Origin of the sequence: Aureibaculum koreense (assembly GCF_034296135.1) — a bacterium.
Taxonomy (GTDB): Bacteria; Bacteroidota; Bacteroidia; order Flavobacteriales; family Flavobacteriaceae; genus Aureibaculum.
In genome coordinates, this window is sequence record NZ_JAXKVV010000006.1 from 47,212 (window position 1) to 62,765 (window position 15,554).

At 32.4% G+C, this 15,554-nt stretch carries 16 protein-coding genes; 10 read left to right on the forward strand and 6 right to left on the reverse strand.

The window, feature by feature from the left end; genetic code table 11:
* From UMM65_RS07325 to UMM65_RS07335, 3 genes are all read right to left on the reverse strand, one after another.
* Complete coding sequence (locus UMM65_RS07325) at positions 1-726, reverse strand: DUF4129 domain-containing protein (protein WP_321975844.1); 726 nt, start codon at positions 724-726, stop codon at positions 1-3.
* Positions 723-1,418, reverse strand: a complete 696-nt coding sequence (locus UMM65_RS07330; RefSeq protein ID WP_321975845.1) for a glycerophosphoryl diester phosphodiesterase membrane domain-containing protein — start codon at positions 1,416-1,418, stop codon at positions 723-725. Before UMM65_RS07330 ends, UMM65_RS07325 begins: the two co-directional genes overlap by 4 nt.
* 169 nt (positions 1,419-1,587) lie before the next feature.
* Positions 1,588-2,559 (reverse strand): stage II sporulation protein M, encoded by a 972-nt coding sequence (locus UMM65_RS07335; RefSeq protein WP_321975846.1) that lies wholly within the window; start codon positions 2,557-2,559, stop codon positions 1,588-1,590.
* A gap of 104 nt (positions 2,560-2,663) precedes the next feature.
* On the opposite strand from UMM65_RS07335, the gene UMM65_RS07340 reads away from it, so the two are divergent.
* The 6 genes from UMM65_RS07340 (at position 2,664) to UMM65_RS07365 (ending at position 6,137) form a co-directional block, all read left to right on the forward strand.
* Entirely contained in the window at positions 2,664-3,380 is a 717-nt protein-coding gene (locus tag UMM65_RS07340) for an RDD family protein (RefSeq protein ID WP_321975847.1), read from the forward strand.
* A 140-nt stretch (positions 3,381-3,520) separates the two neighbouring features.
* The gene (locus tag UMM65_RS07345) at positions 3,521-4,123 is read left to right on the forward strand and encodes a trimeric intracellular cation channel family protein (RefSeq protein WP_321975987.1); all 603 of its coding nucleotides are present in this window, start codon (positions 3,521-3,523) and stop codon (positions 4,121-4,123) included.
* Between the two features lie 76 nt (positions 4,124-4,199).
* Positions 4,200-4,451, forward strand: a complete 252-nt coding sequence (locus tag UMM65_RS07350) for a type II toxin-antitoxin system ParD family antitoxin (protein ID WP_321975848.1) — start codon at positions 4,200-4,202, stop codon at positions 4,449-4,451.
* Entirely contained in the window at positions 4,444-4,743 is a 300-nt protein-coding gene (locus tag UMM65_RS07355) for a type II toxin-antitoxin system RelE/ParE family toxin (protein WP_321975849.1), read from the forward strand. Before UMM65_RS07350 ends, UMM65_RS07355 begins: the two co-directional genes overlap by 8 nt.
* A 176-nt stretch (positions 4,744-4,919) precedes the next feature.
* Positions 4,920-5,453, forward strand: a complete 534-nt coding sequence (locus UMM65_RS07360; RefSeq protein WP_321975850.1) for a hypothetical protein — start codon at positions 4,920-4,922, stop codon at positions 5,451-5,453.
* A gap of 63 nt (positions 5,454-5,516) precedes the next feature.
* Positions 5,517-6,137, forward strand: a complete 621-nt coding sequence (locus tag UMM65_RS07365; protein WP_321975851.1) for a tetratricopeptide repeat protein — start codon at positions 5,517-5,519, stop codon at positions 6,135-6,137.
* Positions 6,138-6,372: 235 nt separating this feature from the next.
* Here the strand turns inward: UMM65_RS07365 and UMM65_RS07370 are convergent, their stop codons facing one another.
* Entirely contained in the window at positions 6,373-7,218 is an 846-nt protein-coding gene (locus UMM65_RS07370) for a transketolase (protein ID WP_321975852.1), read from the reverse strand.
* 237 nt (positions 7,219-7,455) lie between these two features.
* Between UMM65_RS07370 and corA the strand changes: the two genes are divergently transcribed.
* From corA to UMM65_RS07385, 3 genes are all read left to right on the forward strand, one after another.
* The gene (gene corA / locus UMM65_RS07375) at positions 7,456-8,535 is read left to right on the forward strand and encodes a magnesium/cobalt transporter CorA (RefSeq protein ID WP_321975853.1); all 1,080 of its coding nucleotides are present in this window, start codon (positions 7,456-7,458) and stop codon (positions 8,533-8,535) included.
* Between the two features lie 138 nt (positions 8,536-8,673).
* A complete protein-coding gene (locus tag UMM65_RS07380) occupies positions 8,674-9,045 on the forward strand; it encodes a hypothetical protein (RefSeq protein WP_321975854.1) in 372 nt (123 codons plus the stop codon).
* A gap of 43 nt (positions 9,046-9,088) precedes the next feature.
* Positions 9,089-9,505: a hypothetical protein gene (locus UMM65_RS07385; protein ID WP_321975855.1), complete on the forward strand. Its 417-nt coding sequence runs from the start codon at positions 9,089-9,091 to the stop codon at positions 9,503-9,505.
* Positions 9,506-9,526: 21 nt separating this feature from the next.
* Here UMM65_RS07385 and UMM65_RS07390 read toward each other — a convergent pair whose 3' ends face one another.
* Together UMM65_RS07390 and UMM65_RS07395 are read right to left on the reverse strand one after the other, a co-directional pair.
* Positions 9,527-11,254 carry a sodium:solute symporter family protein gene (locus UMM65_RS07390; protein ID WP_321975856.1) on the reverse strand — a complete coding sequence of 576 codons (1,728 nt, stop codon included), beginning with the start codon at positions 11,252-11,254 and terminating at the stop codon, positions 9,527-9,529.
* Between the two features lie 258 nt (positions 11,255-11,512).
* Entirely contained in the window at positions 11,513-13,999 is a 2,487-nt protein-coding gene (locus UMM65_RS07395; protein WP_321975857.1) for a PIG-L family deacetylase, read from the reverse strand.
* 219 nt (positions 14,000-14,218) lie between these two features.
* Between UMM65_RS07395 and dnaN the strand changes: the two genes are divergently transcribed.
* Positions 14,219-15,337 (forward strand): DNA polymerase III subunit beta, encoded by a 1,119-nt coding sequence (gene dnaN, locus UMM65_RS07400; RefSeq protein ID WP_321975858.1) that lies wholly within the window; start codon positions 14,219-14,221, stop codon positions 15,335-15,337.
* Positions 15,338-15,554 lie beyond the last annotated feature (217 nt).

Here is a 15,554-nt window from a genome sequence, read left to right on the forward strand (position 1 = left end):
CTATTTAATCAATTTTGTGAGTTCGTTAAATTGGTTTTCCGCCTTGGCGAATTCATTATCGTTAAGCTCAAAATTCCCATACCAAACAAAATCATATAAGTAGGTCCCAGAAGCAAATTTTTGTTTTAAAGGTGCTGATTCAATTTCACCTATATAGTCCTCATTGGTTTTTTGTTGTTGCCAATCAATTATATTAGAATTTGATAGCTTTTGTAGCACCAACAAATAATAATATCGTATCGCTAATCTGTAATTTTTTTGGGCAATGGCATTCTTTAACAATGTGGGCAAATCTTCACTATTTATCAATTCTTCATCGTCCGTTAGTTTTACCGTAGAAGTATTTGTTTTACCGGAAACAAGACTGTTGGTATTTACTTTTAGGAAAAATTTAATCAATAAGAACAACACTAAGGCAACAATGGCATAAGGAATAATTCTAACAATAAATGCCATAATACCTTGTGCTGCTTCGTTGCCGAAAATCCACCCTATAAGATTTGAAAATACCCTATACAACCAATTCCCTACTCTTTCTAAGAATGAGGGTTCGCTCTTTTTTATTTCGTAATAAAAATTTTTGTCTGTTTTGTATTCCTCTAAATTATCTGTATCGAACTTTTTGAGTTCAATGGTACTGTTATCCGACTTTACCTTGAGCGAATCTTGCTGTGCATTACTACAAATAGTAACTAAAACGAATATGTAAAATAAGAAATATTTCATTGACCTAAACTGTCAATTTTTTCAATGGTTCCTGTTAAGTTTTTTTGTTCGTTTAAATCATAATAAATAAAAACAACTGCAATCAACGGTATTGAATATAACATGAATTGGAATAAATAAGAAAGTACATTTAAGACAATGTAAGTTGTATCAAAAATATCACCTAAATTTTCTACTCCTCCTTGCCCAATAGTAGTTCCTAGTTTTATAAAATAATAAATTATTGCTGGTATAGAAAATGCTTGACCAAGTATCGCAATTAATAACCAGACAACTATTAAGCATCCAAAAGTATTCCACCAATTATCCTTTATAAGTTTAAAAGAATGGGATAAAGTATCTCCAACTGATTTATTTTCAAAAATCATAATAGGTGCCGCCAATGAAAATACAACCCCTAAATATATTCCAGGAACAAGGCACAAGTACATTCCAATCCCTGAAGCCATACCTATTATAATAGCTAAACCAAGAAATGACCAAATTTTTTTAAATACATTTGAACGTATTTCTGAAAAATTAACTTGCCCATTGTTATTTATATACGATTTTATAAAAAATAATGAGGTTAATGACAACACCCCATAAAGTATTACAAATGCAAGCATTAAGATAAAAAACCACCCAAAAAACGAACCGAAAAAATCAAAACTTGGTGGTTGACTTGAGTTAACATCAATACTACTGAACATTCGTGAAATCGATAAAAAATACATTACAAACAAAAAAATAGCAACTAAAAGAAAAGGCCCTACTATTTTTACAATTGTTAAAAAGTATTCCTTCCAATTCTCTCTAATAAATTTAAAAGTATCATTAATAATTGCCCCTAAATCTCTTTCTTTTTTAAATTCGATAAAACTATGATTCTGCATGTTCTTGGTTTTGTTTGGTTAATTTTATAGGATAAATTACATAATAGTAAATAATAATAAATAATGAGGCTACAATTATAAGAACTGCTAACCAATCGGGCATTTCGGTATGTCGGGTTACAAACCCTTCTAAAAATCCTGCTACGATGAAAAACGGAATGGTACTTACCATAATTTTTAATCCCGCTTTTATACTTCGTTTAAAGGAATCTAATCTTGAATAAGTTCCAGGAAAAAGAATACCGTTACCTAGCACCATACCCGCACAAGAGGCGATTACAATTACCGAAATTTCTATAGTTCCATGAATCCAAATGGTTCTGGTCGATTCCCATAACAAATCATGGTCATAAAAGAAATATAAAAACGATCCGAGCATAATGCCATTTCGCATCATAATGTATAATGTACCAACTGAAAATAATATACCCAGTACAAATGCGTACATAGCCACTCTAATATTGTTAAGCGTTATGGCAACTGCCATTGCCATTCCTCCTTCTTGTTTATAAACCGCCATAGGATCGCCCTTTGCAATATTTTCCAAGGTCATGTTAACATATGAATCACCTAGAATCAATCTGACAAAATCGCCATCTTTGGCAGCCGAAAATGCCCCAACTACGGCAAAAAAAACAAACACTAAAAAAGCTATTAACAACTGTTTGTGATGCTTGTAAAACTCCAACGGAAACTCTGTTTTAAAAAAACTAACGAACCTGTTTTTCCCTTCTTTTTTGGTTTTGTAAATTTTTTGATGAGCGTTAGACGCTACTGAATTCAAATATTTTACGGTATTGCTGTTTGGATAAAACGTTTTGGCATAACTTAAATCATCAGTTATTTGAATATATAAATCGGACAACCTATCGGGCGAAATCTGTTGTTTGTTCGAGAGCACATTTTCAAACAACTGCCAACGTTCCTTATGTTTTTTTACAAAAGCTGCCTCACGCATCTACAATAATTTATTCAATAGATTAAAAGAAAAAGTAATAGTTTTTTTATAATTTCGTTTGCTTTAAAAAATGCACTTAGTATTTAGTACAAATAAAGGTAAAAATGGATAATTTTCAAATAGAAACCGCCCAAAATGTAAGCATCAATCAAAATGTGGCTAATGTGAGTACAAGAATAGGTTCTTTTTTGTTAGATTTATTGATAATTGCTGGGTATGTTATCATTATGATTTGGATTTTAAATGCTATTGGACTAGTAGCGGATATGGAATCTTGGATGATCTATTTGATAATGGGATTGCCCATTTTTTTTTACAGCTTGTTGTTCGAAGTTTTAATGAACGGACAAACACCAGGAAAGTATGCCAATAAAATACGTGTGGTTAAAATTGATGGTTCTAAACCCACTTTTGGCAGTTATTTATTGCGATGGATGCTCCGTTTAATTGATATTGATATTGCAAGTGGTTCAGTCGCTTTACTAACTATTTTATTAAACGGAAAAGGGCAACGATTGGGCGATATTGCCGCTTCTACTACCGTAATTTCAGAGAAAAAACGTGTTACAATCCATGATACCCTAGTAGCCGATATTCCCGATGATTATGTTCCTACTTTCTCTCAAGTTACAATGCTTTCAGATGCTGACATTCAGTCCATTAAAGAATTGTACCGATCTGCCAAAAGAAAAGGAAATCACGGTGTTATTGTTAAATTACACCAAAAAATTATTGAAATAACCGATATTAAAACAGAATTAAAACCCATTGATTTTGTGGATGTGGTAATTAAGGATTATAATTATTATACACAGAATTGAAAACAAGCACCAAATTCAAAATAATAAACAATATTCAAATCTCAAATTCCACACATTAATTAAAAGAAAGCACATTTATTTGGAATTTGTTTTTTGATTTTTGGAGCTTGTTTTTTGTCATTTACCTTTAACGTATGACTATATTTTACACTTTAGACATTTTAGGTACCATCGCATTTGCCATTTCAGGTACTTTAGTTGCTATTCATAAAAAATTTGATCCTTTTGGGGTATTTATTATTGCCTTTGTAACCGCTGTTGGTGGCGGTACATTGCGAGATGTTCTAATTGGCCGAACACCCGTAGGTTGGATGCAAGATTTAAACTATGTTTATGCTATTATAGGTGCTACAATTTTCGCCATTATCATTAGAAAAAAAATAGATTATTTAAGTACTTCGCTATTTTTATTTGATACTATTGGTTTGGGAATTTTCACCATTGTAGGAACGGAAATTGGTATTCAGCAAAATTTACACCCCATAGTTTCAGTAGCCTTGGGTGTTATGTCCGCTACTTTTGGTGGGGTTATTAGAGATATTTTGTGCAACGAGATTCCCGTTATTTTTAAAAAGGAAATTTATGCCAGTGCCTGTATTTTTGGTGCTATCACTTTTTTAGTATTGACAGAATTTAAGATTCCAGTAAATATAAATTACATTATTACTTCCTTAATTGTAATTACTATCAGATTGATAGCAGTTAGGTTTAAATTGAGTTTACCTACGTTTTATTCCAAATAACTTTTGGGTTCTATATTTCTTAATTTTTATTGGTAATTTACCAATTTTTGGTATATTTGAAATAAATAGTAATAAAATGAGTAAGAATACATCAATATCACTCGGAGATTATTTTGAAGAATTTGTTCAGAGTAGCATAAAAGAAGGTCGCTTTAAGAATGTTAGCGAAGTTATTAGGGCAGGATTAAGACTTTTAGAGGAAGAAGAAAGTAAAGTGATTGCCCTTAAAAACGCAATACAAGAAGGAATCGACAGCGGAATAGCTCACGATTTTGACTCAGAAAAACATCTTGAATCTTTAAAAGCGAAAAAGCGTTTGAATGGCTGAATATAAACTGACCAACAAAGCCGTAGAGGATTTATCAAAGATTTGGGATTATTCATTTGAGGTTTGGTCTGAAAAACAAGCCGACAACTATTACGACGAACTAATTTCTAGCTGTCAAGAAATTGCCAAAAATCCAGATTTAGGAAAAAACTACGAGGGAATTTCAAAACAACTTAGTGGAATAAAAGTAAATAGACACATAATATTCTACAGGACTTTAGATGAGAATTATGTTGAAATAACAAGAATATTACATGAACGAATGGATTTAAAGAAAAGGATATTGGAATAAAGAATTACTTTAAGAAACTAACAATGTATCATACTACAAGTTTATAAAACTGCCCTTATAAATTAAAAATAGTGAAGCCCGTTAAATAATTTACTTAAAAATATAACATATCGCAGTTATAATGATAAGACCACAGTGAGGTTATAACTTGTCGTGTGTCAAACAGAAAAAACCGAATGGAAATAATAATTTTCTTTTTAATTGCAATAATTCTTATAGTAGGAATACCAATCGGAATTTCCAATATCATTTATAAATGGATTAAGAAAAAAGGATATGATGAAAGATTAAGATTTCTCGCCTTAATCCCAATTCTTATAGTTGGTTATTTCATTTATGATGCAACTTATCCATCATCTGATTTTTATAAAACAGATTTTAAAGAAGTTACTAATATGGAATTCCCAGAAAGCGGAAAGATAAAATTTAAAACGGCATCTTTTCCTGATCATTTTGGAGACTACACTTCATCATTTTTAGTAGAACTTGAACAAAACGATTTAAAAATACTTGAAAATCAATTAAAGAATAATGGATTTCAGGAAAAGAAAAATAATACAAGTACAGGTGAACTTGATTATATTGAGCGAAAAAAAGGCAAGAAAGAATATTTAAAACAATACCTTAACGAAGAGGAAAATGACAAGCATTATTCTGTTGGATTTTTGGACGATAAAAAATCAGTGATAATAACAAGAATAAGTTGGTAAAAAATACAAATACATGACTATATATACCAATTCTATATAATTTCATTAAACAAAACAATAATTATGGGTGGCGAAGGAAGCATGCAAAGTATGATTACTATTTTGCGAAACAACAGGAACTTGTTACGCAAAAAAAGTATATTCAAAAGAGAGCGTACTTTTATAAGTACTAGAAAAGAATATTATAAAGCAGCTAAAGGAAAAATTGACATAAAAAATGCAAGTAAACAAGATTTAAAGATATTAAGGGAAAGGATAATAAAGCAAAGAAAACGTGAAAATATTAGAGCCTGGGTCGTTACTTTTTCAATTCTGCTGCCGATTATTGTTTTCATACTTTATTCATCAAATGAAACTAGAAAGGACAAAACTAAAAGTATAGAAAATCAGAAAGAGATGTATTTGAATGAGCATTTTAATGAATATAGCTATTTTCTAGAAGAAGGTGATAAATGGATTGAAAAAAGACATTGGAATAACGCTATATATCGCTATCAACAAGCTGTAAAACTATTTCCAAATGAATTTGAAGCTAATTATCGATTAGCATTAGCATATAGTTACAATTGTAAATTTGAAAAAAAAGATTGTGAAACTGGAAAGAAACTTACCCATCGCCTTCTAAAGAATTATTCCGAAGATAAAGGCTTACAGGAATTAAAAATTGATTTTGGAATAAATTAAGTTTATTCAAATATTCCTTACTATTATAATAATAATCAGCAAATTAACAACCCTGCTCCCGCCATCCCGATAGTTATCGGGATGCAACTGGTGGTTTAAGTCAAAAAAATCAATAACCTGCAAACAGAAAATATAGTAAGTAATTGCAAAAAATTATAACGGTTTCACTCATTCTTGAGCCAGAAATTACTATAAATGCAACTGCCAACTGAACACTGCCAACTGCCTACTATTTTCAATAATCCCCTAACGTCTCGGCATTCTGTTCCAACGCAACTACCAATTGCTCATCATTCGGTGCTTTTCCGTGCCAAGCATGGGTGTGCATCATAAAATCAACGCCATTGCCCATTACGGTATGTAATAAAATACAAACTGGTTTTCCTTTGCCTGTTCTGGTTTTGGCTTCATTTAATCCTGCTATTACCATCTCCATATCATTGCCTTTTTCAACTTCCAATACATCCCAACCAAAAGCTTCAAATTTAGCTTTTAAATCACCCAATGGCATTACATCGTGTGTTGCACCATCAATTTGTTGCCCGTTATAATCAACCGTAGAAATTAAATTATCAACCTTTTTACCTGCGGCGTACATTATAGCTTCCCAAACTTGACCCTCTTGTAGTTCGCCATCACCATGTAAGGTATAAATCAGTGAATCATCACCATTTAACTTTTTAGCTTGTGCTGCTCCAATAGCAACCGACATACCTTGTCCCAATGAACCCGAAGCTATTCTAATGCCCGGTAAACCTTCATGCGTAGTTGGATGCCCTTGCAAACGTGAATTTATTTTTCTAAATGTGGACAATTCAGATACTGGGAAAAATCCGCTACGTGCCAATACACTATAATAAACGGGCGAAATATGTCCGTTTGATAAAAAGAACAAATCCTCACCTTTACCGTCCATAGTAAAATCTGTGGAATAGTTCATTATCTCTTTGTAAAGGGCTGTAAAAAATTCCGTACAACCCAAAGAACCTCCTGGGTGGCCTGAATTTACAGCATGTACCATCCTTACGATATCACGTCTTACTTGTGTTGCAAAATCTTGTAGTTCTTGTATGTTGGGCATTTTATTTGGTTTAAAAAACGGTGTAAAAATACAAAACCAAAAGTAGATTAAAATTGATAGTGGCTAAATTTTTGGGGGAGTTATTAACAGTAATAAAATTAAAATCTAAAAGGTAGAAATTCCAAATTCCAACATAAAAATAGAGAAAAAGTTTCGGAATACCAATGCCTTTAAATTTAGTTAAGCTTTTATTCTCATTATTTTATATCTTTGAGACTGAACCTAAATTTTACCCTCTTGAAAATAAAACCCATCAGAAAAAGAAAATCAACCGCATCTAAAAAAGCTGGGTTACCACCCGGAAGTATTGTTTACGTCGGTAAAGAAAGATTGGAAGAGGCCGCCTTAGAGTTAATAAGCTATAATGCTACTGAATTATCTAAAAAAAATTATGAAAATTGCGAGGTTTTACAACAAAATTTACATCCGAATTCAGTAAACTGGATTAATGTGGATGGTATTCATAACGATTCTGTAATTCACGAATTTAATACGGTATTTGATTTGGATAGGTTGTTATTGGAAGATGTTACCAATACGAACCAACGTCCAAAAGTTGAGGAGTATGAAAATTACCTTTTCCTTTCACTTAAAATGTTACATTATCATGAAGCTACTAAAACAATTGATAGTGAACAAGTTAGCCTGGTTCTGGCTAAAGAATATGTTATTAGTTTTCAAGAAAAAACAGGGGACGTTTTTGGGCATATCAGAGAACGCATTGAAGTTCCGAAGGGGCAGATACGAGGTAAAAAGAATGACTATTTATTCTACTGTTTGATAGATTCCATAATTGATAATTATTTTGTGGCTATTGAAAACATTGGCAATGACCTCGAAGAGTTGGAAGATGAAATTTTTAGCGACCCATCCCAAAAATCATTGGAAAAAATACATGCCAATAAAAATATATTACTGGTATTGAGACGTTCGGTTTATCCTTTACGGGAATCTATCAATAAATTATTACGCGACAACGATAAATTTATCCACCCAAAGACCATCAAATACTTTAATGATGTTTACGATCATACCATACAAATTATTGATATACTAGAATCTTATAAAGATGTGGTTTCTGGTCTAAAAGATAGTTATTTATCTAGCTTAAGCTTAAAAATGAATCAGGTAATGCAAGTCCTGACCATAATGGCAACTATATTTATTCCATTGACTTTTCTTGCCGGTATTTATGGTATGAATTTCGACAACATACCTGAATTACATTGGAAAAACGGCTACTATTATTTTTGGGGATTTTCCATTTTCATATTTATCGTATTGTTGGTTTATTTTAAAAGAAAAAAGTGGTTGTAGCCTTTTTTAGATTTGTAAATATATTTTCTTACTAATTAATGCCCCCTGAAAACAGGGTAAGCTTTTTCACTAAAAACCATCTTTTGGGCGTATAGGCTTTCATATACTTTTGTTTTAAATAATTAAAAAACAAATATCATGAAAAACCTAACCACAATTTTAATCACTTTAATTTTAGTTTCTTGTAATACTAAATCTGTTGTAAATACTGACACTACAGCAGATAACATCCAAAAAGAAAAAGCCCATTTGGCCCATGTTAAATTTACCAATGCCATTCAAGTATATGGTGAACCGCAGATGAGTAACAAGATAAAAGTAGAAGAAAAAAACCTTTCTGAAGAGCAATTGACCATTGTCAATGAATATTTTCCGAATAAAGAATATAATTCTAAAAAAGTCTTTTTTCTAGAAGCACAATGGAAAAGACCTACAAATGCAGAACTTACCGTTTGGTATTTGTTTATTGAAAATGAGTGGAAACCTATTGAAGTTAGGGCAAAAGCATAATTTAGATATATAATTTGCGTTACATTAACCATAACCTTATCCAATGAATAAACTAAAGCATCTTATATTGTTCTGTTCTTGTTGCATTCTGTTTTTTTCTTGTGAAACTAAAAAGACAAATACAGAAACCTCGGTAGAAAAAATCAAAACTGATACCGTAGCACTAGATGTTGAAAAATTAAGGAATGATCAAGCACAACTATCACAATTGGATTTTAAAGTCGCTATTGCAAAACATGGAGAACCACAAGAAAAGGATTTTATCAAAATAAAAAAAGACAGTATTCCTTTTAATCTTGAATTATTGATTGAAAAACACTATCCGAACAAAGAGTATTTAACCACAAACATTGGAATTTTAGAAGCTTCATGGAAATTGCAAGACCAGTCGTGGATACAAGTTTGGTATAAGTTGGAAAATGACAAATGGATACCTATTGATGTTTTGGTTACGGTGTAATCTCTTTTTTATTGGTGTAAGTTATTGAGCGAAATTGGATTCGTTGTTTCCCTTAAAACTCTGTAATAAAATCGCAATACCCATTACTAAAGCACAACCGATTAAATTAAGCCACAAATAGCCCAACAAAGCTTTTTCACCTTGACTTTCAGGTAAGAACATGGCAAAATAATAAATACTTATAACGATTATTTGTGTAATAAGAGCTGCGGTAAAAACTGCGTTGCTCTTTACATATTTTATAAAAAATGCAAGTAGGAAAATACCCAATACATTACCATAGAAAATAGAACCAATTATATTTACCAATTGAATTAAGTTATCGAACAAATTAGCCACACAGGCAATTAATATTGCAATTATTCCCCACAATAATGTAAACCATTTAGAGGCATTTAAATAATGGTTTTCAGACTTTTCAGTAACCACATTTCGCTTGTACAAATCTAATGCAGTAGTTGAGCCTAACGCATTTAATTCGGACGCTGTTGACGACATAGCAGCAGATAAAATTACAGCCAACAATAACCCAATCAATCCCCTAGGTAGGTTATTTAAAATAAAATGAATAAAGACATAATCCTTGTCGTTATCCTCTACTTTTATTTCTTTCTCCTTAGCCGCTAGTTTAATTAAATCACGAGCAGCTGTTCTGTTTTCTTTATCGGCAATATTGGCTTTGGTAATTTGTTTGCTTATGGCCTTATCTTCCGATTTTATAAATTCATTGATTAAGATTTGTTTCTTGTTAAATATTAAATCTTGTTCATCTTGTAGGGCTTCGTAATCTTCGGCATAAGAAGAACTCATCACAGTTTCTGTGGCTGTGGGACTAAAGTTTAACGGTGTAACATTAAATTGATAAAACACAAAAACCATAACCCCTACCAATAAAATAAAGAATTGCATGGGTACTTTTAGCAATCCGTTAAACAATAAGCCTAATTGCATTTCTTTAATAGATTTACCTGATAAATAACGTTGCACTTGACTTTGATCCGTGCCAAAATAAGACAATGCCAAAAAACTACCACCAATAATACCGCTCCAAAAGGTATATCTGTTGTTAAAATCGAATGAAAAATCTAGGACTTTCATTTTGTCACTTGCTCCTGCAATATCCAATGCTTTAGTAAATGTTACATCCGCTGGCAACGCGTTAACAATCATAAAAAAAGCAATAAACATGCCCGTAAATATAACCGCCATTTGATGTTTTTGGGTTACACTTACCGCTTTTGTACCGCCCGAAACGGTGTAAATAACAACTAAAATTCCGATGATAATATTTAGCGTAATCAAATCCCAACCCAACACTGCCGATAAAATTATAGCAGGTGCATAAATGGTTATTCCGGCCGCCAATCCACGTTGGATTAAAAATAAAATGGCCGCCAAACTTCTTGTTTTTAGATCGAAACGGCTTTCTAAGTATTCATAAGCAGTATAAACTTTAAGACGATGGTAAATGGGAATAAATACCAAACAAATAATAACCATGGCAATGGGTACACCAAAGTAAAATTGCACAAACCCCATTCCGTCATGAAAAGCTTGACCAGGCGTTGATAAAAAAGTAATGGCACTGGCTTGTGTTGCCATTACGGACAAACCAATTGTCCACCATTTGGACTGATTACCTCCACGAATAAAATCCTGAACATTTTTACTGCCCCTGGTTTTCCAAACACCATAGGCAACAATAGAAATTAAAGTAAAAATTAAAACTATCCAATCAATTTGTTGCATTAATTAATGAGTTATTGAGTTATTGAGAAAATTGTGTTATTAGTTATTAAAAACAATGAAAAATCTGACACCATAAACAATATAATTGGTTTAACTATTATCCATTCTGAACAGTCCGAAAAACGAAATCCTACAACCCGAAACCCTCAAGAAAAGAGTTTCATAATAATAAAAAAGAGTATTACATAAAAAGCATTGGTTACCAACACCCAAGTATATAATTTTTGCCAAATGTATTTTGGTTTTTCTTCCATTTGTTTATTTTTTACCAACCGACAACATATTAGCGAATAACTTATAAGCTCCCGGAACACCGGCCGGCAGCTCTCTAAAGAAGCTAATTCCGGTATAAATAAAATGCCCTTTGCCGTGTTTCGCTATTAACAAGCTTCCTTTTTTAGCAGATTCGCCTTTATCATTCATAGAAAGAATCGGTGTAAATTCTTTGCTCCATTCATCTGGAAAATAGAGACCACGTTCCTGAATCCATCCCTCAAAATCGCTTGAATTTATTGTATTCGGATAATTTAGCAAATCATGGTCTTTAGCCAATAAAGTTACTTCGGCATCTTCTTCCACTACTCTATCTCTAGACAATTTCAGTTCATAGGGAGCTACTCTATCTACTTTCAAACTTCTACTGGTGTTATATTGTACAATTAAAGTACCTCCGTTTTCTACATAGTTATGAAGGGCGTTTTGATAGAATTTTGCTTTATCACTAATATTATAAAGTCTTATTCCCAATACAACTGCATCATATTTTTGCAAATTGGTTAGATTGATATTATCTTCGTTCAATTCCTCCACTTTATACCCAATTTGAGCCAAACTGGTTGGAATTTGATCGCCCGCTCCTTGAATATATCCAATTAAATTCCCTTTCTTTTTTATATCCAATCGCACCAATTTTGCTTCTGAAGGCATTAGAACAGTTTGTTTCGGAATATGATCGTAATCGATATTTATCAATTCACTGGTGAAAATCTCCCCATCTATTGTTACCATAGGCGACATCAATCCCTCGCTTTGCTCATTTGGCGGTGTTACCTTAAAAACAACCGTTTTTTCACCGCCTCTGTTGTCGATGTTAAAATCAATTTTATCGGGACTCACTTTCCAGTCATTTGGATAGCATAAATTAACCGATCCTGATAGGTTATCTTTAGAAGATTTAATAACAACAGGGATTTCCTTTGAAGAATTATCAGCAAAAATATTTACCTTATTTGTAATTTTAGCGGTTACTTCAGGAAAAATTTCAAAAGGTTGGTACACCTCGCCTTTTACAGGACTATTATATTTGTAAACTATATCTTTTTGAAAAGGAATATCGGTACCGTTTATCTCGACGTTAAAAACTGCTAGCAACTCTTTAGGGGTTTCAGGGTTTCCTATTAAATTTTTATCTGTTACCTGATACATTCCCAAATTGCTAACTTTCCATAACCAATAAGGTGATGTGAATTGATTATTTTTCAAGACAACCGTTTTGGCAGTAGTTTTATAGGGTTCGTTATTTTTTAAATTCTGATTTATAATAAAGCTGTTACGCTCGTTTTGCAAATCGATCGAGTATAAAACAACAGGAACATCACTTCTATTTATAGCTTCCAAAGAAACCTTGATACTATCATTCAAGGAAGCATACGAAATTTCTGCTACTGCTTCTAAATATAGTCCGGCACAAGCAGCAATAATTTCCTTAATCTCAGGCAACTTAATGGATTTCCAATGTCCACTGGGCAATTTATTTATTAACTCATAAGCCTTTAGCAATTCAGGAATACTTTTAGCTGGATTTCTAAAATCATAATCTTGCTCAACTTTTGTCAAAACATCAGCTATGGCTTTACCACCTTTAATCCTGTTCCAAGAAGTATCTATACCATCAAAAACGTCGGCATTTTTTGGCATTTCACCTTTTAAAAGTTCAATATATTCCATTTCAGAACCTCTGGATCCAGTACTACCAAAACCTTGCGATTGGTGTTGGCTTCTACTCAAAGAAGCAATTTCGCTGTTGGACAACCCACTTGACGGATAATAAACGCCCATATCAAAATTCATCAAGTTAGATTTATCCGCTTTTTCAAATTTTTCTTGACTGCCATAAAACCACCAAGAAGTATTAAAAAATAAGTTTTTAGGCTGCCAAGGTTTATATAAATTATGGCCTTTAAAATTTTCATCGCTCACCAAGTCAAATGCCTCAACACTTAACATTGCCGAAGATGTATGATGTCCATGTGTGCTTCCAGGCGTTCTGTGGTCAAAACGATTGATGATAACATCGGGTTTGAATTTTCTGATGATGGAAACCACATCTTTTAACACCTCATCTTTGTTCCAGATGGCCAGCGTTTCATCGGGATGTTTAGAATAACCAAAATCTTTAGCCCTGGTAAAAAATTGTTCACCACCATCCACGTGTCTTGCAGCTAATAATTCCTGTGTTCGTATTACACCCAAAAGTTCTTGTAATTCTGAACCTATTAAATTTTGACCACCATCCCCTCTAGTTATTGACAAATAACCTGTTCTAGCTTTAACATGATTGGAAAAATAAGAAATTAAACGTGTGTTTTCATCGTCAGGATGTGCCGCAACATACAAAACCGTACCTAAAAAGTTTAACTTTTTTATGGATTCGTAAATTTCAGAAGAACTCGGTTTGTTGGGTTTTTGAGCATTTATCGGAATTATAGAAAGAAGAAATACTAGTAGAAATACTATTTTTTTCATGGATTTTAAGTAGTCTAATTAAATCTTAGGTTCACAAATCTACTTAAAATTTACGATTGTGAATAAAACAGTAAAATTTATTTTTTTCGCTCATTTATATTAATCTATATTTGTAATCATATACAAAACCCTTAATAAGGGATTTGGCACAAATTGTTTAGTCCGTTTTATAATCGCAAATGATTAAACTAAAAAACTCTTTAACCTATTTATAATCATATGAAATTTATAGTTTCAAGCAATCAACTATTAAAGCAACTTCAAGTTTTAGGAGGTGTTATCAATAATAGCAATACCCTACCCATTTTAGACAATTTCTTGTTCGAGTTGTCCAATAATCAATTAAAAGTTTCAGCATCTGATTTAGAAACGACCATGACTACGGTTATTGAGGCTGAGGCTGATGAAGATGGTACAGTTGCCATCAACGCGAGGTTATTATTAGATACGCTAAAAACTTTTCCCGAACAACCTTTAACTTTTGTGGTTGAAGAAAATAATACGCTTGAAATCAGTTCTGAAAGTGGTAAATATGCTTTGGCCTATGCAGATGGTGCTGAATTCCCAAAAGCAGTCGAGTTAGAAGATCCGAGTAAAACAGTGATAACCGGTGATATTTTAGCTACCGCCATTTCTAAAACTATTTTTGCTTCTGGTAATGATGATTTACGACCCGTGATGAGCGGGGTTTTCTTTCAATTTTCTAAAGAGAACTTAACTTTTGTGGCTACCGATGCCCATAAATTGGTTAAATATACACGTAATGATGTAAGTGCAAGTGAAACGGCAGAATTTATAATGCCCAAGAAACCGTTGAACTTGTTAAAGAACATTTTATCAGGTTCTCCAGATGATGTTGTTGTTGAATACAACGATGCAAATGCAAAATTCACTATTGATCAAACCGTTTTAGTTTGTCGTTTAATTGATGGTAAATACCCCAATTATGAGGCCGTTATACCTAAAGAAAATCCAAATAAACTAACATTGGAAAGAAGTTCTTTCCTAAATTCCGTAAGACGTGTTTCTATTTTTTCAAGCAAGACCACACATCAAATACGTTTAAAAATGGCAGGTACGGAATTAAATATTTCTGCCGAGGACATTGATTTTTCTAACAAGGCTGATGAACGCTTAAAATGTAACTACGAAGGTGATGATATGCAAATAGGCTTCAATTCTAAATTCTTATCAGAAATGTTAAACAATTTAGAATCAGATGAGATTTTGTTGGAGATGTCTTTACCAAATAGAGCTGGAATTTTAACACCCATTGACGGTTTAGAGGATGGCGAACAAATTACCATGTTGGTTATGCCCGTAATGTTGAATGGGTAATGTTAAGCTTTGGCTCTTTGAGCAACGGGATATTTTATCATATTCGACTGATTTTAAGACCAGTCGGTATGTTTTTTGTTAAAAAAACAGTTTACTATCAATAAATTACCATTCGCTTAGAAAAGCTTACTTTTTGTTGATTTTATTGTAATGTAATAAAATAATTAGTACATTAGCAATCTTATAGAACCCCTAAATTCTATTTTTTATCATTTTT